Genomic DNA, 22,297 nt, shown 5'->3' with positions numbered 1-22,297 from the left:
GAACCGGACCGCCGGCCGAACGGGTCCGGCCGGCGGTGAGCGAGCCGGTGACTCGCCGTCGCGGGCGAAACGAGTAGCGGGGGTGAATGGTGAAGCTGTCCAACCGGATTCTGAACCGGACCCTGCTCGCTCGCCAGCATCTGCTGGAGCGATCGACCCTCACGGTGCCGCAGCTGTGCGACCACCTGATCGGCCTGCAGGCGCAGGACATGCTGCCGCCGTTCGTCGCATCATGGAGTCGCATAGCGGATTTCGATCCCGAGACGATCTCTGCGGGGCTCGAGGAACGCGCGCTGGTCCGAATCACGCTGATGCGCGGGACCATTCACCTGGTCACCCCGCCCGATGCCCTGCGCATCGCACCGCACATCCAGCCCGAGCTCGAAAAGATCCCGTTCCGAAAGGGATTCAACTTCGGTGCGATGATCGGCCTGGATCCGGAGCAGGTCCGCATCCACGGTGAGGCCGTCCTCGGCGAGCAACCGATGTCCGCGGCGCAGATGCGCGCCCGGGCCGCGGAGCTGTACCCGGACCGCGATCCCGGTGCGGTCCTGCAGGCCTGGCTGTATCAGCTCCCGGTCCTGCAGACCCCGCCGCGTGGGCGGTGGGGCGACAGCAGTCGTCCGGTCTGGTCCCGGGTGCAACCCTGGCTCGGCGCGCCCCTGGATCCCGGCTACCCGCTGGCGGAACTGCTGCTGCGGTACCTGCGCGCCTTCGGCCCCGCCACCACCATGGACATGCAGACCTGGTCCAAGCTCACCGGTATGAAGCCGGCCGTCACCGCCCTCGGCGATCGCGTCCGCACCTATACCGACGAGCGCGGCCGCACGCTGTACGACGCCGCCGACGCCGAACTCGCCGATCCGGATCTGCCCGCCCCGGTCCGTCTGCTCGGCTGGTACGACAATGTCGTTCTCTCGCACCAGGATCGGACCCGCGTCATCGCCGACGGCTCGGCCCCGCTGCTGCGCAACTTCGCCACCCAGGTCTCCATCGTCCTGGTCGACGGCTTCGCCGCGGGCGTCTACAAGGTCTTCGCCAAGGGCGAGTCCGCCCGCCTGCGCATCGCCCCCAACCGCGAGTGGACACCCGCCGAACGCGACGCGGTGGAGGCCGAAGCGCACGCCCTGCTCACCTTCCTGGAACCCGCCCGCACCCCGAGGGTGGAGATCCTCGGCATCGGAGCCGACCTGCGCCCCTGACCCGGCCGCGCCGATCTCGGCGGTTCCGGCGCGGGTGCGGTGGGCCCCTCCGACGCGGGTGGTGTGGATTTACGGCGGCGAAACACGAGGTGGTTAGGCTCGGCGGCACGGCGTTCACCGGCTGCAACGGGCGTCGGGCACCACCGGCTCCGGTGGGCGAACCAGCCGCATTTCCGTGGAGGAATGCCGCTGTGCTGCGCGCTGAATCGTTTTCCACCGTCATCGGTGACGTCACCGTCTATGCCGCAACCGATTCCGGGCCGCAATGGGTCACGGGCCGGGATGTCGTGGTCGAGCAGGGGCGGATCACCGCGATCCGCGCCGCCGGAGGCTCCGGGACCGCGGGGGTCTGGCCGTATGTCGACGGGAGTGGCGGTCATCTGATTCCCGGTTTCGTCAATACCCACACGCATCTGCAGCAGTCGATCCTGCGCGGAGCGGGGGAGGGGCTGCCGCTGCTCGAATGGTTGCACTGCGTGGGGGAATTCACGGTGGCCGCGACGCCCGAGCAGACCTATCTCGCCGCGCTCGCGGGCGGCTTGGAGTTGCTGCGCAGCGGCGTGACCACGGTGGTCGAGCACATGTGGCCCAATCCCTCCGACGCCGTGCACCAGGCGGCGCTGCGGGCACTGCACGAGCTCGGCATCCGGGTCGTCTTCGGGCGCGGCGTCGCGGATCGTGCGGACGCTTCGCGTCGCTGGGGTATGGATCCGCGCTTGCTGCAAGCACTTCCGGAGACATTCGCGCACATCGACGAACTCGACGAACGCCTCGGGCATGGGCCCGCGAACGAGGCTGCCCGCGCGAATCCGGCGAATGCTCCGGCGCGCAACGGTTCTCCGCGCATCACGACCGCACTGGCGGTGCCGAATCCGCGCTGCCTCACCCCCGAAGGCATGGCGGCCGTGCGCGAATACGCCACGCGCACCGGCAAAACCATCTCCATCCACCTGCTCGAGACCGGCACCGACGAAGACATGTGCCGATTGCATGCAGCGACCTCCGCGGTGGACTACCTCGATCGCGGCGGGCTGCTCGGTGAACGCACCCTCGCGGTGCACTGCGTGCGACTGGACGAGTACGGCCGGGCCCTGTTCGCCGAGCGCGGCGTCGCGGTGTCCTACAACCCGCTGAGCAATATGCGGCTCGGCAGTGGCGTCGCCCCGATTCCCGACATGCTCGCCGCCGGAATCGCTGTCGGTCTCGGCGTGGACGGCGCGGCCAGCAACGACACCCAGGACATGCTGCTCGCCCTGCGGATGGGCGCGTACCTGCAACGAGTCACGCATCAGCGCGCCGACCTGCTGGACTTCCACGACATGATGCGCATGGCCACCCGTGGCGCGGCCCGCGCGCTGGGTGAGCCGGGCGCCCGCGACGGCGTCGCGGTGGGCGACCGCGCGGACCTGTCCCTGATCCGCTTCGACCGTGATTTCGCCTGCCTCCCGGCCCGAGATCCCGGAGCCATCCTGCTGACCACCGCCTCCCCGCGGGTGGTGGACACGGTCTGGGTCGACGGTGAGGCCGTGATCCGCGACGGCCGCAGCACCCGGACAGACGAAGCGGACCTGATCGCCCGACTCAGCGCGCTCGCCTGAGTGATGGCATGCAGTCATAGTTAACTACCTCGAAACAGTAACTCGACTGCATGTAATCGAAATCGACAACACTGATCTCACGAACAAGATGCACGCAATTCGAGTGAGAGAAGGTGAGTGCGGTGGTGCTGTCCGACACTCTGTCCGGAACGTCCGCAGCACGGATCGGGCCCGATGCGCACCCGGTGGACGTGGATCGCCCGCATCCGGAGATCTCCTTTGCCGGGGTCGGTAAGCGCTACGACGGCAAGGGGTCCGGTGATGTCGTCGCGTTGACCGGGATCGATCTGCAGGTGCGGGAGGGTGAATTCGTCGCGGTGGTGGGGCCTTCCGGCTGCGGGAAGTCGACCCTGCTGCGCCTGGCCTCGGGGCTGGAGCGGCCGAGCTCGGGAACCGTTGCGGTGCGGACCGATTCGGTCGGCTTCATCTTCCAGGAGGCCACGCTGCTGCCGTGGCGGAAAGTGCTGCGCAATGTCGAGCTGAGCGCCGAGTTGCGCGGCATCGACCGTGGCACCCGCCGGGCCCGGGCCACCCGCGCGCTGGATGCGGTGGGCCTCACCGATTTCGCGGGCAAACTCCCCGGTCAGCTCTCCGGCGGTATGCGCATGCGGGTTTCGCTGGCCCGTGCGCTGGCTCTGGAACCGCGCCTCATGCTGCTCGACGAACCGTTCGGCGCGCTCGACGAGATCACCCGGCTGAGCATGCAGGAGGAACTGCTGCGGCTCTACCGCGACAACGTCTTCACCGCCCTGTTCATCACGCACTCGGTATCGGAGGCGGTGTTCCTCGCGGGCCGGGTGGTCGTCATGTCCGCCCGCCCCGGCCGCGCACACGAGGTCATCGACATCGACCTGCCCGCAGCCCGCACCCGTGAGCTGCGTTTCGATCCCGCGTACACCGAACTGGTCTCGCGGGTCTCCCGCTCTCTGAAAGAAGCCTGCTGATGGCCGGTCTCGCCGTTTCCGCCGCCACCGGACCCAAACCGGCCGCCACCGAACCCAAACCGGCCGCCACCGAACCCAAACCGGCCGCCACCGAACCCAAACCGGCCGCTGCCGGACCGAAGCCGAGTGCTGCCGGGCGGACCCCGTCCGCGGTCGCGGATCAGAACGCCGCGGCCGACCGAGTCGCGGTGCACTCGACCTCGTCCACGGCCCGCGCCGGCGCGCTCGTTCGCCTCCTGCTCGGCAAGCTCGCCGTACCCCTCGTCTGCACCGGGCTCGCGCTGGGCGCGTGGTACCTGGTCTCGCTGGTGATCCTCGCCCCGGATCGTCGCTTCCTGCTGCCGCCGCCGCACGCCGTCTTCGCCGAATCCCTCTCCGACCCGGCGAAACTGGAGACCATGCTGCGCGCGCTGGCTGTCACGGCCCGCGTGGCGATCACCGGCCTCGCGGTGGCCGCGGTGGTGGGTATCGCGATCGGCGTGCTCATGAGTCAGGCCAAGGTGGTCGAACGAGTCATATACCCGTACGCGGTTGTGCTGCAGGCGATTCCGGTGCTCGCGGTGGTCCCGCTCATCGGCCTCTGGTTCGGGTACGGCACCGCCGCCCGCACTATCGTGTGCGTGCTCATCGCGGTGCATCCGATCATCGCCATGACCCTGTTCGGCATCCAGTCCGTGGACCGGAATCTGCGTGAACTGTTCGACCTCGGCCGTGCGAATCGCCTGCGCCGCTTGATCTCCCTGGAACTGCCCGCCGCACTCCCGTCCATCATGGCGAGCCTGCGCACCGCCGCGGGCCTCTCGGTGACGGGCGCCGTCATCGGCGACATGTTCTTCGCCAAGGGGCAGCCCGGCATCGGCACCCTGCTCGACACCTATCGGGCGCGGCTGCAATCGGAGGATCTGCTGGCCGCTCTGCTGCTGGCCGCCGTGTTCGGCGTGACGGTCTTCGCGGTGTTCACCGCCGTGCAGAAACTCACGGTCGGTCGCTGGCACGCCTCCGGCCGCTGAATCCGCGGCTGCACTCGCCCGCTCGAATCTCGTTCACCGACAGCAGGATCCCGCTCGTCCTGTGCACACCTGTGGAGAACTCATGCACACCTACCTCCGCCGCCTCGGCGCGGCCGCGCTGACCACACTCGTGGTCGCGACCGGCGCGGCCTGTTCCGGCTCCGACCCCGATTCCGTCGCGGTACAGCTGCCCGCCGCCCCCGAGGACCAGCAACTTTCCGGCCGCTGCCCGGCAACCGTCGTGGTGCAGCTGCAATGGGAACCGGAGACCGATTCCGGGCCGATCTTCGGTCTGCTCGGACCCGGCTACCGGGTCGACTCCGACGACAACAAGGTGACCGGCCCGCTCGTGGTCGACGGCAAGGACACCGGCGTGCGGCTGGAGATCCGCGCCGGCGGCCCCGCCATCGGCTACCAGACCGTGCCGTCGCAGATGTACGTCGACTCCTCGATCACCCTGGGGCTCACCCACTCCGAGCACGCCATCGCCGCGGCGGCCCAGCAGCCCCTGATCGCAGTCACCACCCTGCTGCGTTCGAGCCCGCAGATGCTCATGTGGGATCCGGCCACCCACCCCGACTGGCACACCATCGGCGATATCGGCAAATCCGGTGCGCCCGTGGTGGTGTCGCAGGGACAGCTGTATCCCGACTGGCTCGTCTCGCGAGGTCTGCTGAACGCGAAACAGATCGACAACTCCTTCGACAACGGCCCCTCCCGCTTCGTCGCGGATCCCGCACTCGCCCAGCAGGGTTTCGCCAATTCCGAACCGTACGTCTACGAGCACGAGGTGCGCGCCTGGAACAAGCCGGTCGCCTACCAACTGTTGCGGGACGTCGGCTACGAGGGCTACGCCCGCACCGTCAACGTCCGCGCCGACAAACTGAACGAGCTGCGCCCCTGCCTGCAACGCCTGGTCCCGATGATCCAAAGGGCCACAGCGCAATTCCGGTCGAACCCCGCTCCGGTGAACGCGACGGTCGTGGACGTGGTCGCCAAGAGCGCCAACTTCTCCCCGTACAGCGCGGATCTGGCGGCCTTCGGTTCGAAGGTGCTCATCGACAACGGCCTGATCGGCAACGACACCGACGGTGTGCTCGGCAGTTTCGACGAGGCCCGGGTGCAGCGCCTGATCGACGATTTCGGTCCCATCCTGCGGCGCGGCGGCGCGAAGGTGCCCGACCATCTGACCGCCCGCGACCTGGTCACCAAGGAATTCCTCGACACCTCCATCACCGCCAGCTGAAAGGCCGCCATGACCACCAGTCACGACACCGCCGAAGTCGCCCGTGAGAAGCGGATGGGCGGGCTCGGCGCCGAGACCGCCCGCGATATCCGGATCATCGACCTCACCGATTTCGAGAACCGCCGCGCCGAGATCACCGATCAACTCTGGACCGCCGCCGTCGAGATCGGCTTCTTCCAGCTGTCCGGCCACGGCATCCCTCAGGAACAGATCGACGCCGTATTCGCGCTCACCGCGGGCTTTTTCGCTCTGCCCGAACCGGTCAAGGCGCAGTACCCGCTGGTCAAGGCGAACAACGCGGGCTGGGAGAGCCTGAGTCAGGTGCGCCCCTCCATCGGCGTACCGGACCAGAAGGAGTCGTACCAGATCACCCGCCCGCATATGGACGGTCTCTGGCCGTCCGCCACGGAGCTCCCCGAATTCGCCACGGCGATAATGGATTTCGAACACGCCTCCTGGACGGTCGCCATGCGGGTGCTGTCCTGCTTCGCCGATCGCCTCGGACTGCCTCGCGACCATTTCACCCAGGCGCACGATCCGGCCTCTCCGCGGTATCAGAGCACCCTGCGGCTGCTGCACTACTTCGCCGTCCCACCGGAACTGCGCGACGTCCCGGGCCGTTGGCGCGCAGGAGCGCACACCGACTTCGACTGCCTCACATTGCTTTTCCAGCGCGACGGCCAGGGCGGCCTGCAGGTCTGCCCGGGCAAGGAGATGCAGGAGCAGCAGTGGACCTCCATCACCCCGTCCTCGGCGCTGATCACCTGCAACATCGGTGACATGCTCACCCGCTGGAGCGATGATCTGCTGCCGTCGAACTTCCACCGGGTGCGCAGCCCCGGCGCGGACGAGTACCAGGGTGATCGATACAGCATCGCCTACTTCGCCCAGGCCGACCGCGACGCCGTCATCGCGGGCCCGCGCGGCGCGTATCCGCCGGTCACCGCCGCGGACTTCCTGGACGAGCGCGTGCGGGCCAACTACCGGCCGCAAAGGTAAATTTCGAACCCCGGCACCCGATCTCGACCACCCCGGAAGGACCCACCACCGATGACCGAACCGGACAGCGAGCTACTCGGCCCGTCCGTGCACCGGCAGCTGCGCGAGCTCGTCCTGTCCGGGGAGCTGCCATCGGGCACGCCACTGAGCGTGCTGGCGCTGTCCGCCCGGCTGGGGGTGAGCCGCAGCCCGGTCCGAGAAGCGGTGCAGCAGCTCATCTACGAGGGTCTGGCCGTGAACGTTCCGCACGCGGGCGCCCGGGTGGCGGTCGTGGACGACGATCGGATCCGCGAGGTTCTCGCGGTCCGGGCCGTGCTGGACGGTCTCGCCGCAGCGAGCGCCGCCACCCGGGTCACCGAATCGGATCTGGGCAAACTCAGCGCCATGCTCAACACCCAGGAGGAGAACCTGCGCGACAACGTGGACCCCGCGCGCGACACCGATCTCGACCTGGAATTCCACACCTTCATCCGGGACCGCTCCGGAAACCGCACGCTCGCAGACGAACTCGCGCGCCTCGAGGCCCAGGCCCACCTCTACCGCGGGGATCTGTGGCGGCATCCGCGCAATCGCCGCACCGCCGTGCGGGAACACCGCCGCATCCTGGAGACCCTGGAATCGGGACACCCGGGGGACGCTCGCGCCGCGGCGGAAGCTCACGTCTGCGGCCTGATCACCCGAATGGACCGAATCTGACACCCGCTGGGATTCCGCCGGGCAGCCGGTCTCCGAGTCCGGAGAGATGACTGCCCGGCGAGGTGACCGCCCGGCGGAACGACCGCTCCCGGGGCCGGGCGCAGCTACTGATGCACCGCGCGGTACGCGGGCGCTTTACTCGACCCGGCCGGATCCAGGGTGCGCAGCAGCGGCAGCGTGCGCGGCGGCACCACCGTCGACAGGACGATGACGCTGTGCGACCGCGCCACGCAGGTGCTGCGGTCGATGCTCAGCAGCACATGCTGCAGGCCGGCGTGCGAGTCCGCCCCGATCCGGCACAGCACGTCCTGCGATCCGGTGGTCGCGTACGCCTCCAGCACTCCCGGAATCCGCTCCAGATCCGCGGCCACCGCGTCCAGCGCACCCTGCGAGATCTCCAGGGTGACGAACGCCTGTACATCGAAACCCGCTGCGGTGACATCGATCTGGGGATCGTAGGAGGCGATCACCCCCGCCTCCTCCATGCGCGCGATGCGCGATTGCACCGTGGCCCGGGCGACCCGGGTGCGGCGGGACAGTTCCAGAATCCCCGCCTTCTGGTAATCGTGCATGGCGGTCAGAATCGCCAGGTCCAGTTCGTCCAGCTTGGCGGGTGTGCGTGCCATGGCGGGACCTCCGCTCGGTGTCGAGTGTGTGCCGGTGCTGCTATTCAAATTGTCCAGCACCAGGCCGATGTCGGTGACGCAATTCACCACGATGTCTACTCCGGATCGGCGATATTGCTCATCGAGACGCGCGGCGATTTCCTTGGGTCATGAGTACCGAGGTCGGCGTTACCAGCACCCCTGCCGCAGCCACCCCCGAAACCGAGGATCTACGCCGGCTCATCGGCCTGGTCGAGCACGACGCCGCGGCCGATCCCTTCCCCGTCACCGGCTGGGACGCGCTGGTCTGGACGGTCGGCAACGCCACCCAGACCGCGCATTTCCTCGAGTCCGCGTTCGGCCTGCGGCTCGAGGCGTACTCCGGTCCCGAGACCGGCAATCGTGACCACAAGGCGTTCGTGCTGCGCAGCGGCGGCGTCCGCTTCGTGGTGCGCGGGGCCGTGGATCCCGCGAGTCCGCTTGTGGCACACCATGATCTGCACGGCGACGGGATCGTCGACATCGCGCTCGAGGTGCCGGACGTCGACCGCTGCATCGACTGGGCTCGCACCCACGGCGCGCAGGTCCTGACCGAACCCCACGACGAGACCGACGAATTCGGCACCGTGCGCTCCGCCGCCATCGCCACCTACGGAGACACCCGGCACACCCTGGTGGACCGCTCCCGCTACGACGGTCCGTACCTGCCCGGTTTCGTGGCCCGCCGCTCCCGCTTCGAACCGCGCCCGGGATCACCCGTGCGCATCTTCCAGGCCATCGATCACGTCGTCGGCAATGTCGAGCTCGGCCGGATGGACCACTGGGTCGAGTTCTACCGCCGCGTCATGGGATTCGAGAACATGGCCGAATTCGTCGGCGACGACATCGCCACCGACTACTCCGCGCTGATGAGCAAGGTCGTCGCCAGCGGCAATCACCGGGTCAAGTTCCCGCTCAACGAACCGGCCCCGAGCCGCAAGCGCTCCCAGATCGACGAGTACCTCGAGTTCTATCGCGGGCCCGGCGTGCAGCACATCGCGCTGGCCACCTCCGACATCCTCACCGCCGTCGACACACTGCGCGGCGAGGGCATCGAATTCCTGGACACCCCCGACTCCTACTACGAGGACCCGGAGTTGCGCGCCCGCATCGGGCACGTCCGCGCGCCCGTCGAGGAACTGCAGCGCCGCGGCATCCTGGTCGATCGCGACGAGGACGGTTATCTCCTGCAGATCTTCTGCAAGCCCATCACCGACCGCCCCACCGTCTTCTTCGAACTGATCGAACGCCACGGCTCGCTCGGCTTCGGCAAGGGCAACTTCAAGGCCCTGTTCCAGGCCATCGAGCGCGAACAGGAGTCCCGCGGAAACCTCTGAGCGATACCTCCGAAGGAATTCCTCCGGCCGAATACCGATCCTCCGGCCGAATACCGATCTGGCACGACTCCGCCCGCCGCCACCCGATCGGGCAATTCCGGTACGGTCCAGAGCATGTACGCAGATGGTTCGCGGCCGTCTCGATTCTGGACCGACGGGGCGGGGGAGCGAAGCGGAGGAGCCGAGGGGGCAGGCATCGAGACCGGAAGGCCGCGAACCCGCCCCAGCGCGAAGCGCACGGGCAGGGCCGGCACGGCGATCGTCACCGGGATGACCCTCGCGCTGCTCCTGTCCGCATGCGGGGGCGGCGACGATTCGGACATGCCGTCCGGGCCGCTGAAGCCGCCGCCGACGGTGGCCTCGCTCGGACCCTTCGTCGGCGAGTGCGGGCACCTCACCGACGACGAGGTGCGCGACATCGGCGGTCTGGGCAGTGTGTCCCGGGTCTTCAAGAACGCCGTCGGCTGCAACTGGCAGGCGGGCGGAGTGAGCTCGGCGAGCGTCACCTTCGCCTCCTATCGCGGCAGCCCGATCGATCGCGAGAAGGCGTGGGTGGCCAGCGTCGGTCGCAGCCCGGAGACCATCGAGGTGGGCGGCCGCAAGGGCTTCCAGGCGCTCGATCCGCGCGGCAGCGTCTGCGATCTCGCGATCCAGCTCGACGACGACTTCTTCGAATGGTCCATGTCCTACGGGCTGTTCGGGGCCGGGAATCTCGGCAACCCCTGTGACCGCACCCGCAAGATGGCGGAACTGACAGTGCAGCGACTCGGATGAGAGGCATGCGCATGCGAGGCCGGAGCAAAGCCGCGGTGATCCTCGCGGTACTCGCGGTGACCGCCTCGGTCGGCGGTTGCGGCGAGACCGTGCCGGGCACCGCCCTGCCCGCCGGCGGCACCACCGGCGGCAGCGGCAAGATCAATACGAACTTCGACAAGCTGCTGCGCGAATGCGACGTGGTCTCGCTCGAGGACATCGGCAAGGTGGTCGGCGAGGGCACGTATCCGACGCCGTCCTTCAACGGCGCGGTCTGCATGTGGGATCTGGACGGCGGATCGACCGGCAGCGGCATGGTGACGCTGAGCTGGTACGAGCTCGGATCGCTCAGCAACGAGAAGCAGAACAACGATCGACTGGGCTATGTGACCAACGACATAACCGTGCAGGGGCGTCGTTCCCTGGAGACTCGGCGGCCCAACGATCCGGACTCCTGCGGTGTCAGCGCACCCGCCGCCGACACCGGGATCGTGGGCTGGTGGATCAACTATCGGGCCGGTTCCCAGCATTCGGATCCCTGTGAAGGGGCCCGGAAACTGGTCGAATTGACCCTCAATCTGGCGCGATAACCCATCTACCAGGTGCGCTCGAGGGACCCCTTTTTGCCCGCCGAATCGCCGACGGGTATCGTGGACCGCTGTGCCCGGAAGCGTACGGGCAGGTTTGTGCTCAGTACGTAGGCCAGCGAAAGCGGCCGACCGTCCCAGCGTGCCCGGATTCCGGTCCGCATACTGAGCGCGACACACCCGACCTCGTGGGGAAGAAACACCGCGAGAACAGGGCAGAAAGCTCGAATGACCGCGGCGTTAACGTCGGGGCCGGAGGCGAGAGCCTGCGGAACCGCCAGGTGCCCCGGTAATGCCGCAAGTGAACACAGACATGAAGTTCCAGACATCTGGTTACTAATAAGGAAAGCCGGTCTATGCCAACCATCAACCAGCTGGTCCGCAAGGGTCGTCGCGACAAGGTCTCCAAGACCAAGACTGCGGCCCTCAAGGGGAGCCCGCAGCGTCGTGGCGTGTGCACCCGCGTGTACACCACGACCCCGAAGAAGCCGAACTCCGCGCTGCGTAAGGTCGCGCGTGTTCGCCTGACCAGCGCGGTCGAGGTCACGGCGTACATCCCCGGTGAGGGTCACAACCTTCAGGAGCACTCGATGGTGCTCGTGCGTGGCGGTCGTGTGAAGGACCTTCCGGGTGTCCGTTACAAGATCATCCGTGGTTCGCTCGATACCCAGGGTGTGAAGAACCGCAAGCAGGCTCGCAGCCGCTACGGCGCCAAGAAGGAGAAGAGCTGATATGCCACGCAAGGGCCCCGCACCCAAGCGTCCGCTGATCAACGACCCGGTCTACGGGTCCCCGCTGGTCACCCAGCTGGTCAACAAGATCCTGCTGGACGGCAAGAAGTCCACCGCCGAGCGCATCGTCTACGGCGCCATGGAGCAGGCACGCGAGAAGACCGGCACCGATCCGGTCGTCACTCTCAAGCGTGCGCTGGACAACGTCAAGCCCGCCCTCGAGGTGAAGCCCCGCCGCGTCGGTGGCGCCACCTACCAGGTGCCGATCGAGGTCCGTCCGGGCCGCGCCAACACCCTCGCGATGCGCTGGCTGGTCAGCTACTCCCGCGCTCGTCGTGAGAAGACCATGATCGAGCGTCTCGCCAACGAGCTGCTGGACGCGAGCAACGGTCTGGGCGCTTCGGTGAAGCGTCGCGAGGACACCCACAAGATGGCTGAGTCCAACCGGGCGTTCGCGCACTACCGCTGGTGATTCGCTGCCCGGCCCCTCCGTTCGGATGCGCCGGGAAGTGAGTCATGGTCCGGCGTGCCGTCGAAGGCGTCGCGCCGGACATTGACACAGTGTTGACCCGCTGAACCGAGTTCTCGAGATCGAGCGGCGGCGGGTCGCTCCCGAACAACCCATCTAAAAAACGAGCGGGGAAGATTTCCGTGGCACAGGAAGTGCTCACCGACCTGAACAAGGTCCGCAACATCGGCATCATGGCCCACATCGATGCGGGCAAGACCACCACCACCGAACGCATCCTCTTCTACACCGGTATCACGTACAAGATCGGTGAGGTCCACGACGGCGCAGCCACCATGGACTGGATGGCGCAGGAGCAGGAACGCGGCATCACGATCACGTCCGCCGCGACGACCTGTTACTGGAAAGACAACCAGATCAACATCATCGACACCCCCGGGCACGTCGACTTCACCGTCGAGGTGGAGCGGTCGCTGCGCGTGCTCGATGGCGCGGTCGCGGTGTTCGATGGCAAGGAAGGCGTCGAGCCGCAGTCCGAGCAGGTGTGGCGTCAGGCCGATAAGTACGACGTGCCGCGCATCTGCTTCGTGAACAAGATGGACAAGCTGGGCGCGGACTTCTACTTCACCGTCCAGACCATCAAGGACCGCCTGGGTGCCAAGCCGCTGGTCATCCAGCTGCCGATCGGCGCCGAGGACAACTTCGAGGGCATCGTCGACCTGGTCGAGATGAACGCGAAGATCTGGCGTGGCGAGACCAAGCTCGGTGAGCAGTACGAGGTCATCGAGATCCCGGAGGACCTCAAGGAGCGCGCCGAGCAGTACCGCCAGGAGCTGCTCGAGACCGTCGCCGAGTCCGACGAGGCGCTGCTGGAGAAGTTCTTCGGCGGCGAGGAACTCACCATCGAAGAGGTCCAGGGCGCGATTCGCAAGATGACCGTCAACTCGGAGCTCTACCCGGTGCTGTGCGGTTCGGCGTTCAAGAACAAGGGCGTTCAGCCCATGCTCGACGCCGTCATCGCGTACCTGCCGAACCCGCTGGACGACGGCGGCACCGATGGTCACGTCCCCAACAAGGAAGACGAGATCATCCACCGGGACGCGAGCGTCGAAGCTCCGTTCTCCGCGCTGGCGTTCAAGGTCGCGACCCACCCGTTCTTCGGCAAGCTGACCTACGTGCGCGTCTACTCGGGCAAGGTCGACTCCGGCGCCCAGGTCATCAACTCGACCAAGGGCAAGAAGGAGCGTCTGGGCAAGCTGTTCCAGATGCACTCCAACAAGGAGAACCCGGTTGCCGAGGCCCAGGCCGGCCACATCTACGCGGTCATCGGCCTGAAGGACACCACCACCGGCGACACCCTGTGCGATCCGCAGAACCAGATCGTGCTCGAGTCGATGACCTTCCCGGATCCCGTGATCCAGGTGGCCATCGAGCCGAAGACCAAGGCCGACCAGGAGAAGCTGGGCCTGTCGATCCAGAAGTTCGCGGAGGAGGATCCGACCTTCAACGTGAAGCTGGACGCCGAGACCGGCCAGACCATCATCGGTGGCATGGGCGAGCTCCAGCTCGACATCTACGTGGACCGCATGAAGCGCGAGTTCAAGGTCGAGGCCAACATCGGTAAGCCGCAGGTCGCGTACCGCGAGACCATCACCAAGACGGTCGACAAGCACGAGTACACCCACAAGAAGCAGACGGGTGGCTCGGGCCAGTACGCTCGCGTGATCATTGGCCTCGAGCCCTTCGTGGGCGAGGACGGTGCGTCCTACGAGTTCGTCAACAAGGTGACCGGTGGCCGCGTCCCGCGCGAGTACATCCCTTCGGTCGACGCCGGCATCCAGGACGCCATGCAGTACGGTGTCCTCGCCGGTTACCCGCTGGTCAACGTGCGTGCCTCGCTGATCGACGGCGCCTACCACGAGGTCGACTCCTCGGAAATGGCGTTCAAGGTCGCAGGCTCGCAGGCTTTCAAGGAAGCGGCCCGCAAGGCCGGTCCGGTGATCCTGGAACCGCTCATGGCGGTCGAGGTCACCACGCCCGAGGACTACATGGGTGAAGTGATCGGCGACCTGAACTCCCGCCGTGGCCAGATCCAGGCCATGGAGGAACGCAGTGGTGCCCGTGTCGTCAAGGCGCTGGTTCCGCTCTCGGAGATGTTCGGTTACATCGGTGACCTGCGGTCGAAGACCCAGGGCCGAGCGAACTTCTCGATGGTCTTCAATTCGTACGCGGAGGTTCCGGCCAACGTGTCGAAGGAGATCATCGCCAAGGCGACCGGCGAGTAATAACTCTCGGGGCGCGCTGCGAATCTCGATGATTCGCAGCCTGCCCCGGCCGGGAGTTGTGCACGACCCCTGTAAGTAACCGCACTGCTGCATGCAAAGCACGCAACAACAAGTCCAGGAGGACACAAGTGGCGAAGGCGAAGTTCGAGCGGACGAAGCCCCACGTCAACATCGGCACCATCGGTCACGTCGACCACGGTAAGACGACGCTGACCGCTGCGATCACCAAGGTGCTGGCTGACAAGTACCCGTCGCTGAACGCGGCGTTCGCGTTCGACCAGATCGACAAGGCGCCGGAGGAGAAGGCTCGTGGTATCACGATCAACATCTCCCACGTCGAGTACCAGACCGAGAAGCGTCACTACGCGCACGTCGACGCCCCCGGCCACGCCGACTACATCAAGAACATGATCACCGGTGCCGCCCAGATGGACGGCGCGATCCTGGTCGTGGCCGCCACCGACGGCCCGATGCCGCAGACCCGTGAGCACGTGCTGCTCGCCCGTCAGGTCGGCGTGCCCTACATCCTGGTCGCGCTGAACAAGTCGGACATGGTCGACGACGAGGAAATCCTCGAGCTCGTCGAGATGGAGGTCCGCGAGCTGCTGGCTTCGCAGGAATTCGACGAGGATGCCCCCGTCGTGCGCGTCTCCGGCCTGAAGGCGCTCGAGGGCGACCCGAAGTGGACCGAGTCCATCGTCGAGCTCATGAACGCGGTCGACGAGTCGATCCCGGAGCCGGTTCGTGAGACCGAGAAGCCGTTCCTGATGCCGATCGAGGACGTCTTCACGATCACCGGTCGTGGCACCGTCGTCACCGGTCGTATCGAGCGTGGCATCGTCAACGTGAACGAGGAAGTCGAGATCGTCGGCATCCGCGAGAAGACCACGAAGACCACCATCACCGGTATCGAGATGTTCCGCAAGCTGCTCGACAACGGCCAGGCGGGCGACAACGTCGGTCTGCTGGTTCGTGGCATCAAGCGTGAAGATGTCGAGCGCGGCCAGGTCGTCGTCAAGCCGGGCACCACGACTCCCCACACGGAGTTCGAGGGCCAGGCCTACATCCTGTCGAAGGACGAGGGCGGCCGCCACACCCCGTTCTTCAACAACTACCGCCCGCAGTTCTACTTCCGTACCACGGACGTGACCGGCGTCGTCACCCTCCCCGAGGGCACCGAGATGGTCATGCCCGGCGACAACACCGAGATGAGCGTCAAGCTCATCCAGCCGGTCGCCATGGACGAGGGCCTGCGTTTCGCGATCCGTGAGGGTGGCCGCACCGTCGGTGCCGGTCGCGTCACCAAGATCGTCAAGTAAGACCGTCTCCCTGAGACTCAGTTCTTACTGAAAGGGCCGTTCCCCTAGGGGGAGCGGCCCTTTCGCCATTCCCGGGCTTCTGACAGACTCCCCGCATGCGCGCCCCGCTCACCGTGACCGCCGCCCAGCTCACCTGCATCCCCGGTGACATCGAGAAGAACGTCGCGCGGCACGTGAGCCTGCTGGCCGATATCGCCGAAACCGGTTCCCGCGTAGTAGTTTTCACCGAGCTCTCGCTGACCGGCTACGAATTGCCCTTGCTCGCGGCCGATCTCGCGAACTATGCCGTACTGCCGGACGATCCCCGCCTGGAGCCACTGCGAGCTGCCTGTGCGGCGTATTCGATGTTCGCCGTGGTCGGCGCGGTCGTCGCGGTGCCGGGCGGTCATGCGATCGCCTCGCTCGTGTTCGACGATTCCGGTACGCCCATCGCGGTCTACACGAAGCACCATCTGCACGGGGTGGAGGCCGAGATGTTCGTCGCCGGAACGGAATTCACCGTTGTCGAGGTGGACGGGACGCGGCTCGGCCTGGCTGTCTGCGCCGATGTGAACGATCCGGGGCATGCGGCGGCGACCGTCGCGGCCGGCGCACAGGTGTATGTCGCCAGTGCGCTGTATCTGGCGGGTAAGGAGGGCCGCCGTGATGGGCACATGGTCAGCCGGTCCGTCGAGAACGGTTGCTGGACGGTACTTTCCGCCTACAGCACGCCGGTGGACGGTGTGCCCGCCACCGGCGGCAGTGGTGTCTGGCGACCCGATGGTTCGCTGGTGGCCCAGATCGGCCCGGAGTCACCGGGTTTCGTGACCGCCGTCCTGTCGGTCTGAGTCGAGATCGGACCGGATCGCCTGTCCGGGCTCCGCGTGATCGCCGGGTTTGTCGAATACGGTGTCGCCGTTCTCGTCCACCCAGTCCGCGACGGCGGTTCCGGCGACCATCCCGTCGCTGCCGGGCAGCACGGTGTTCGGCCGATCGTCGCGATAGGACTCGGACATCTCGTGCGCCAGGCGCCGGTGCCGCTCCTGGATCTCCGGCTCGGGAATGATCTCCGCGGCGGCCTGTTCCCCGTGTTCTTCCTGTTCCTGAGTACTCATTCTCCGGTCGTGCCCGCACCGATGTGTTCGAAACATATCCGCAGTTCGTGGATACCTTCTCGTTATCGAGTCCCGGAGCATCGGGACCGCGCGGCTGAAGGAAAAGCGCTCAGGCGGTCGGGACGGCCCGGATCTCCCCGGTGTCGGAGGGGGACGCTCCGAGTCGGCGGCCGGAGTCGAAGGCGGCCGCGGCGGCGGGCAGACGGCCCGGCCGGCCGGAGTTCAGCACCCGGGTGGCGGCGGTGCCGGTGGTGGGGCGGCCGAGTGCGTCCATCCGCCGCAGAGTCTGGGCGGCAACGGCTTCGGCGCTGTCGAAGATGCGGATCCCGGCCGGCAGGGCCGCGAGGATCTGGTCGATGACGAGGGGGTAGTGGGTGCAGCCCAGGACGATGCCCTCGGTGTCGGCGGGGGTGCGGTCGGCGGCGCCGGCGATCGCCGCGCCGATGGCGGGCAGGTCGCCGCGATCGATGGCGTCGGCGAGTCCGTGGCAGGCCACCCCGGCGACCTCGGCGTCGCCGGCGAAGCGGGCGATCAGGTCGGCCTGGTAGGCGCTGGCGGTGGTGGCGGCGGTCGCCCAGACCGCCACCTTCCCGCAGGCCGCGGCCGCGGGTTTGATGGCCGGGACGGTGCCGATCACGGGGACGCCGGGCCCGACTTCGGCGCGGACGTGCTCCAGCGCGATGACGCTCGCGGTATTGCAGGGCAGCACAATGACTTCCGCGCCCTCGCGCAGGGAGGTGCGGGCCGTGCCGACCACGCGGTCGATGACCCACGGTTCCGGTTTCGGCCCCCACGGCGCGCCGTCGGGATCGGTCTGCAGCAGCAGATCGATATCGGGCCGGAGCTTCCGCAGCCATGCACCGGTGGGCAGCATTCCCAGTCCGGAATCGATGAGCGCGACGATCACACCAGTCACGGTAGTGAATCGCACCCCCACACCGCGAACCGCGGTCGCCCCACCGCCTGGAACAGCGCCCGGACCTGGGTCGGCGCGAACGCCGGTAGCCGCCCCCGCGCGTGGCGACCGCGGCCGGATCGGAACTCGTCGAACCCGGGGCGTGCATTACCTGCGAGGTAATTGGTTGTCCCGGCGTCCCGTCCTACGGTCGAGGGGTCGTTCTCGACGGTGGTCGTTCGGCCGGTGACCCGGTCCCGTCCGCGAGGGCGCTGTCCTCGCTTCGAAGGAGTCTTCTTGTCCGCCTATGGTTTCGCGCATCTGCGTGCCCGCCGCCCGCATCCGGAGATCCTGGAGTACCTGGAGCGGATCCAGGCCACCCTGGATCCGTTCGGGGGCCGCTTCGTCATTCACGGCCCGCCGGCCGAGGTGGTGGAAGGGGAGTGGCCGGGCAGCATGGTGCTGCTGGAGTTCCGGGACATGGACCAGGCCCGGGGCTGGTACCACTCGCCCGCCTACCAGGAGATCGCACATCTGCGCACCGACCACATCGACGGCGACCTGTTGCTGATCGAGGGCGTCGGCCCCGGGTACGACCCGCGCGAGCGGGCCGCCAAACTCCGCGCCGCCACCTGACGCAGTCCTATCGCGGACGCCCGGCGAGCCTATCGCGGACGCCCGGCGAGCCCGGCTGTGCTCGACCAGCCTCGGACGCGGGCGTTCACCGCCTCAGAGGGCCGCGGCTTCGGCGGTGGCCGCCAACTGTCCGCGCATCTTCATCACCTTGCCGGTCATGCCCGCACCGACGACGGCGACGAGCGTCCCGCCCCGGAAGTAGTGGGCCAGGAACTTGCGTCCCTTGTCCTCCACGACCTGGACCTCGTCCGCCAGCGCGGGTGCGCCCAGCACCTGGATCTTCACGTCGTACTGGTCGCTCCAGACGTAGGGAACGCGTACGGCGGCAGGCGGTTCGGTGCCCAGCAGCGCGGCCGCGAGCAGTGCGGCCTGTTCCCCGGCGTTGGTCCAGTGTTCGATGCGCTTGTTGCGGCCGGTGTCCAGCAGCCAGGCGGCCACGTCGCCGACGGCCCAGACATCCGGCACGGTGGTCCGGCCGACCTCGTCGGTGAGGACGCCGCCGCCGTCGATGGGCGCGGCCAGCGGGATCCCGGATTCGGTGAGCCAGTCGGTGGCGGGCACCGAGCCGACGCCGATCACCACCAGGTCGGCCTCGAGCGCGCTCCCGTCGGTCAGCCGCACGCCGCGGACCGAATCACCTTCGGTCACAAGAGCTTCCACGCCGACTCCGCAGCGCACGTCCACGCCTTCCTCGCCGTGCATGCGGGCCACGAGCGCGCCCACCTGCGGTCCGAGGGCGGCGGCCAGGGGAGTGGATTGCGGTTCGATCAGCACCACCGGCACGCCCTGGGCGCGGAAGCTTGCCGTGAGTTCGCAGCCGATGAATCCGGCCCCGACGATCACCGCGTTGCGAGCGTTCGCGAGCTCCTCGCGCATGCCGAGCGCGTCCGCGTGGGTGCGCAGCACGTGCACCCCGCGCACGTCGGGGAAGTCCGGGATCCGGCGCGGGCGCAGTCCGGTGGCGATGATCAACCGGTCGTACCCGATCGAGGTCCCGTCACCGAGCGTGACCTGCCGATCGGCGGTGTGGACGCCGGTGGCCGAGACGCCGAGCCGCAGCGTGATGCGCTCGTCGGCGAAGAATTCCGCGGGCCGCAGCGCGGTGTCGTCGGTGTCGCCGCGCATGAACTGTTTGGACAGCGGCGGCCGGTCGTAGGGCGCCCGGTTCTCGTCGCCGACGAGGGTGAGTTCGCCGTCGTAACCGGCACGTCGAAGTTCCTCGGCGGTTCGCAGACCCGCCAGCCCCGCACCAACAATTAGAACGTGTTCTACCGACTCCGACATAGGGAAGAGGATATCCGTTCGCCGGGTCCGGTACCGATGTGTCACGCACCACACCCGAGCTGGTGCCGAAATGTAGCCGGGGTTTTATTGATCGGGCGGTCAATCAGGAATCTACTGGAGGCAGGACATACCCTCAGCCTTTATAAGGAGGCCCCCCATGTTCACCGAAGGCCGCGCACAGGACGCGGTGGCTGTCGTTCTCGGAGCCGTCGCCGCGTTGTCGCCCATCTGGGTCGCGCACAATGACCGAGCCATGTGGACCCTCGTGGTCCTGGGCGTGCTCATCGCTCTCGTCGGTCTGGGCCATATGGCCAAGACGCTGGCAGGCACCACCGCCGACTACGCGCTGGGTGTTCTCGGCGTCCTGATGTTCATCTCCCCCTGGGTGATGGACTTCCGTTCCGCCTACAGCGGCGCCTCCTGGACCGCGTGGATCGTCGGAGCGCTGTCGGTGGCGGTCGCCGTCGCCGCGCTCCCGGCGGTGTCGGGGCGGCTGCACGGGGTGACGCATCACTGATGCAGATGCCGAGACCCCATCGAGCGGGGCGCCGCCGCAGCCGCAAGGTCGACGGTGACGCCCGTCAGCTCATCCTCGATGCCGCGGAAACCCTCTTCGCGGCACAGGGTTTCGATGCGACGCCGACCGCCGCCCTGGCGACGGCGGCCGGCGTTCCCAAAGGTCTCGTCTTCTACTACTTCCCCACCAAGGACGCGATTCTGTCGGCGCTGATGGCCGAGCGCGTCCCCGCGGCGCCGATCGAGGACATCGAGTCGCTGATCTCGCCGGGTGATCCGGTCAAGAGCCTGGTCAATCTGGACGCCGCGGTGAATCTGCGCGATCACCACTCCTCGGTGCTGCGCGTCATCATGTGGCGCGAGGCCGACACCCATCCCGATGTCCGCAGGCAACTGCGCCGCATGCGCGATCAGCTGCTGGAGGTCACCGTGCGGGTGCTGCAGGCCAGCGCGCCCGGTCCGGTGCAGCCCGGCACCCTGCGGGCGTGCGCGGCCGCGTGGGTGTCCGCGATGTTCGCCATCGCGAGCACCGATCGCCTGCACGCCCTCGATGGTCTGTCGCTGCGGACCAGCGACGAGATCTTCCACGTCGCGCAGGTGGTCGCGGCGGGCATGACCCAGCTCGGCTGAGCGAACTCGCGGTGATGCACATCGGCCCGGTGTTCGGCGGAATTTTCTGCATAAAAAGTTTGCTGGCGTGTCACTGTAACGATCCGCTCGGAATCACTAAGACACTCGATGTCGTGCATGTTTTCGCATGCACAGCCGATTGTCCTGGAGGTTCTGATGAGGGCTCGAAGGTTGCTGCACAGACTCAAACTCTTGGGAGCGGTGACGGTCGGCATCGCGATCGTGACCTCGGCTCCCCCTGCCGGCGCGGAACCCGCGTATCCGCGCCCCGACCCCGACCCGTTCTACGCCCAGCCCGCCGATCTGGATCGGCACGCTCCCGGCGACGTGCTGGATGTGCGTGCGATGCCGCCGCTGGCGATCTTCCCCGAGACCACTGTCACGCTGGTCAAATTCCGCTCCACCAATTCCCGCGGCGCGCCGATCGCCGCCGTGACCACCGTGCTGACCCCGCGTGAGCACGCGCCGGACGGCCCGCTGCTGTCCTATCAGCACATCATCAACGGCCTCGGCGCCGCCTGTGCGGTGTCGCGGGTGCTTTACACCTCCGACCCGAATCTGGCGGTCAAGGAGGCGGTCGCGCTGAACGTCGCGCTGCGGCGCGGCTGGTCCGTCGCGTTGCCGGATCACCTGGGCCCGAACTTCGCCTACGGCGCGGCCAAATTGGGTGGGCAGATCACCCTCGACGGAATTCGCGCCGCGCAGCGGGCGCCGAAATTGGCGCTGGCCAACAGCCGGGTCGCGATGGCCGGCTACTCCGGCGGCGGGATGGCGACCGCATGGGCGGCCGCACTGGCCCCGACATACGCCCCGGAACTGCGGATCGCGGGCGCGGCGACGGGCGGCGTGCCGATGAATCTCGTCACCATGGTGAAGTCCCTGGGGATGCAACCGCATCCGGCGTTCGGACTCGCGATGGCGGCGGCGCTCGGGCTCGAGCGCGAGTACCCCGATCGCCTGCCGATCAGCGCGCAGATGAACGCGCGAGGTCTGGCCGCGCGCGATGCCATGGTGAACGGCTGCACGAACGAGATCATGGCGATCGGCGCAGGTCACAGTGCGCGCGAATTCGCCGCCAGCACATCGCTGATCAATGATCCGGACGTCCTGGCGGTACTGCAGGAGAACAGTTTGGAGCTGTTCGACGGTGTGCCGAATACGCCGATCTTCGAATGGCATTCGCCCAGCGATCCGCTGATTCCGGTGGACGCGATCGACAACACCGATCGCCGTTACTGTGCGGCGGGGGTGCGATTGCAGATGGACAAGAACATATCGCCGGAGCATCTGACGGCCGCCGTTTTCGGCCTGCCCAGCGCCCTGGCCTGGGTCGATGCCCGATTGCGGGGTGAACCCGCTCCCTCGAACTGCTGAATTCGGTCAATCCCCCAATACCGTTGCTTGTGAATAGCTTTCGATCCG

General features: G+C 67.5%; 23 protein-coding genes. 19 read left to right on the top strand and 4 right to left on the bottom strand.

From position 1 onward, the window contains the following. Window positions 1–86: 86 nt before the first annotated feature. From NJ1_RS28625 to NJ1_RS28595, 7 genes are all read left to right on the top strand, one after another. Window positions 87–1,202, top strand: coding sequence for a DNA glycosylase AlkZ-like family protein (locus tag NJ1_RS28625; protein ID WP_067699978.1), 1,116 nt, complete (start codon window positions 87–89; stop codon window positions 1,200–1,202). 191 nt (window positions 1,203–1,393) lie between these two features. Beyond that, window positions 1,394–2,800, top strand: a complete 1,407-nt coding sequence (locus NJ1_RS28620) for an amidohydrolase family protein (RefSeq protein WP_245717620.1) — start codon at window positions 1,394–1,396, stop codon at window positions 2,798–2,800. 164 nt (window positions 2,801–2,964) lie between these two features. After that, window positions 2,965–3,744 (top strand): ABC transporter ATP-binding protein, encoded by a 780-nt coding sequence (locus tag NJ1_RS28615; protein ID WP_067700137.1) that lies wholly within the window; start codon window positions 2,965–2,967, stop codon window positions 3,742–3,744. Continuing rightward, a complete protein-coding gene (locus NJ1_RS28610) occupies window positions 3,744–4,754 on the top strand; it encodes an ABC transporter permease (protein WP_084478951.1) in 1,011 nt (336 codons plus the stop codon). The genes NJ1_RS28615 and NJ1_RS28610 overlap by 1 nt, the downstream gene beginning before the upstream one ends. A gap of 82 nt (window positions 4,755–4,836) precedes the next feature. Beyond that, a complete protein-coding gene (locus NJ1_RS28605) occupies window positions 4,837–6,000 on the top strand; it encodes a nitrate ABC transporter substrate-binding protein (protein ID WP_067700131.1) in 1,164 nt (387 codons plus the stop codon). Window positions 6,001–6,009: 9 nt separating this feature from the next. Beyond that, window positions 6,010–6,999 carry an isopenicillin N synthase family dioxygenase gene (locus tag NJ1_RS28600; RefSeq protein WP_067699976.1) on the top strand — a complete coding sequence of 330 codons (990 nt, stop codon included), beginning with the start codon at window positions 6,010–6,012 and terminating at the stop codon, window positions 6,997–6,999. A 51-nt stretch (window positions 7,000–7,050) separates the two neighbouring features. Further along, the gene (locus NJ1_RS28595) at window positions 7,051–7,695 is read left to right on the top strand and encodes a GntR family transcriptional regulator (protein ID WP_067699973.1); all 645 of its coding nucleotides are present in this window, start codon (window positions 7,051–7,053) and stop codon (window positions 7,693–7,695) included. A gap of 104 nt (window positions 7,696–7,799) precedes the next feature. On the opposite strand, the gene NJ1_RS28590 is transcribed toward NJ1_RS28595, so the two are convergent. After that, window positions 7,800–8,321: an Lrp/AsnC family transcriptional regulator gene (locus tag NJ1_RS28590; RefSeq protein WP_067700128.1), complete on the bottom strand. Its 522-nt coding sequence runs from the start codon at window positions 8,319–8,321 to the stop codon at window positions 7,800–7,802. A gap of 149 nt (window positions 8,322–8,470) precedes the next feature. Here NJ1_RS28590 and hppD point away from each other — a divergent pair, with 149 nt between their 5' ends. The 8 genes from hppD (at window position 8,471) to NJ1_RS28550 (ending at window position 16,647) form a co-directional block, all read left to right on the top strand. Then, window positions 8,471–9,676 (top strand): 4-hydroxyphenylpyruvate dioxygenase, encoded by a 1,206-nt coding sequence (hppD, locus tag NJ1_RS28585; RefSeq protein ID WP_067699970.1) that lies wholly within the window; start codon window positions 8,471–8,473, stop codon window positions 9,674–9,676. 270 nt (window positions 9,677–9,946) lie between these two features. Beyond that, complete coding sequence (locus NJ1_RS28580) at window positions 9,947–10,450, top strand: DUF3558 domain-containing protein (protein ID WP_067699967.1); 504 nt, start codon at window positions 9,947–9,949, stop codon at window positions 10,448–10,450. A 5-nt stretch (window positions 10,451–10,455) separates the two neighbouring features. Further along, entirely contained in the window at window positions 10,456–11,019 is a 564-nt protein-coding gene (locus NJ1_RS28575) for a DUF3558 domain-containing protein (RefSeq protein WP_339381136.1), read from the top strand. Between the two features lie 353 nt (window positions 11,020–11,372). After that, window positions 11,373–11,747 (top strand): 30S ribosomal protein S12, encoded by a 375-nt coding sequence (rpsL, locus tag NJ1_RS28570; RefSeq protein ID WP_019049359.1) that lies wholly within the window; start codon window positions 11,373–11,375, stop codon window positions 11,745–11,747. A gap of 1 nt (window position 11,748) precedes the next feature. Further along, a complete protein-coding gene (gene rpsG / locus NJ1_RS28565) occupies window positions 11,749–12,219 on the top strand; it encodes a 30S ribosomal protein S7 (RefSeq protein WP_067699965.1) in 471 nt (156 codons plus the stop codon). 179 nt (window positions 12,220–12,398) lie between these two features. Further along, the gene (gene fusA, locus NJ1_RS28560; RefSeq protein WP_067699963.1) at window positions 12,399–14,501 is read left to right on the top strand and encodes an elongation factor G; all 2,103 of its coding nucleotides are present in this window, start codon (window positions 12,399–12,401) and stop codon (window positions 14,499–14,501) included. Between the two features lie 128 nt (window positions 14,502–14,629). Next, the gene (tuf, locus tag NJ1_RS28555) at window positions 14,630–15,820 is read left to right on the top strand and encodes an elongation factor Tu (RefSeq protein ID WP_067699960.1); all 1,191 of its coding nucleotides are present in this window, start codon (window positions 14,630–14,632) and stop codon (window positions 15,818–15,820) included. Between the two features lie 95 nt (window positions 15,821–15,915). Further along, on the top strand, window positions 15,916–16,647 hold the full coding sequence (locus NJ1_RS28550) for a carbon-nitrogen hydrolase family protein (protein WP_067699957.1): 732 nt from the start codon (window positions 15,916–15,918) through the stop codon (window positions 16,645–16,647). On the opposite strand, the gene NJ1_RS28545 is transcribed toward NJ1_RS28550, so the two are convergent. Both NJ1_RS28545 and NJ1_RS28540 read right to left on the bottom strand, forming a co-directional pair. Continuing rightward, window positions 16,612–16,914 carry a hypothetical protein gene (locus NJ1_RS28545; RefSeq protein ID WP_067699954.1) on the bottom strand — a complete coding sequence of 101 codons (303 nt, stop codon included), beginning with the start codon at window positions 16,912–16,914 and terminating at the stop codon, window positions 16,612–16,614. The genes NJ1_RS28550 and NJ1_RS28545 overlap by 36 nt on opposite strands. Before the next feature lie 109 nt (window positions 16,915–17,023). Next, window positions 17,024–17,821, bottom strand: coding sequence for a glutamate racemase (locus NJ1_RS28540; RefSeq protein ID WP_067699952.1), 798 nt, complete (start codon window positions 17,819–17,821; stop codon window positions 17,024–17,026). A gap of 285 nt (window positions 17,822–18,106) precedes the next feature. Here NJ1_RS28540 and NJ1_RS28535 point away from each other — a divergent pair, with 285 nt between their 5' ends. Continuing rightward, window positions 18,107–18,445: a DUF1330 domain-containing protein gene (locus NJ1_RS28535; RefSeq protein ID WP_067699949.1), complete on the top strand. Its 339-nt coding sequence runs from the start codon at window positions 18,107–18,109 to the stop codon at window positions 18,443–18,445. A gap of 93 nt (window positions 18,446–18,538) precedes the next feature. Here the strand turns inward: NJ1_RS28535 and NJ1_RS28530 are convergent, their stop codons facing one another. Continuing rightward, window positions 18,539–19,729: an NAD(P)/FAD-dependent oxidoreductase gene (locus NJ1_RS28530; RefSeq protein ID WP_067699946.1), complete on the bottom strand. Its 1,191-nt coding sequence runs from the start codon at window positions 19,727–19,729 to the stop codon at window positions 18,539–18,541. A 157-nt stretch (window positions 19,730–19,886) separates the two neighbouring features. Between NJ1_RS28530 and NJ1_RS28525 the strand changes: the two genes are divergently transcribed. From NJ1_RS28525 to NJ1_RS28515, 3 genes are all read left to right on the top strand, one after another. Continuing rightward, window positions 19,887–20,246 (top strand): SPW repeat domain-containing protein, encoded by a 360-nt coding sequence (locus NJ1_RS28525; RefSeq protein ID WP_067699943.1) that lies wholly within the window; start codon window positions 19,887–19,889, stop codon window positions 20,244–20,246. A 5-nt stretch (window positions 20,247–20,251) separates the two neighbouring features. Continuing rightward, entirely contained in the window at window positions 20,252–20,875 is a 624-nt protein-coding gene (locus tag NJ1_RS28520; RefSeq protein ID WP_067700122.1) for a TetR/AcrR family transcriptional regulator, read from the top strand. 156 nt (window positions 20,876–21,031) lie between these two features. Continuing rightward, entirely contained in the window at window positions 21,032–22,249 is a 1,218-nt protein-coding gene (locus NJ1_RS28515; protein WP_067700119.1) for a lipase family protein, read from the top strand. Window positions 22,250–22,297 lie beyond the last annotated feature (48 nt).

The organism is Nocardia jejuensis NBRC 103114, from assembly GCF_001613145.1.
GTDB lineage: Bacteria > Actinomycetota > Actinomycetes > Mycobacteriales > Mycobacteriaceae > Nocardia > Nocardia jejuensis.
The sequence above is the reverse complement of the archived record's forward strand: the minus strand, read 5'-3'. Positions and strand labels throughout refer to the sequence as shown.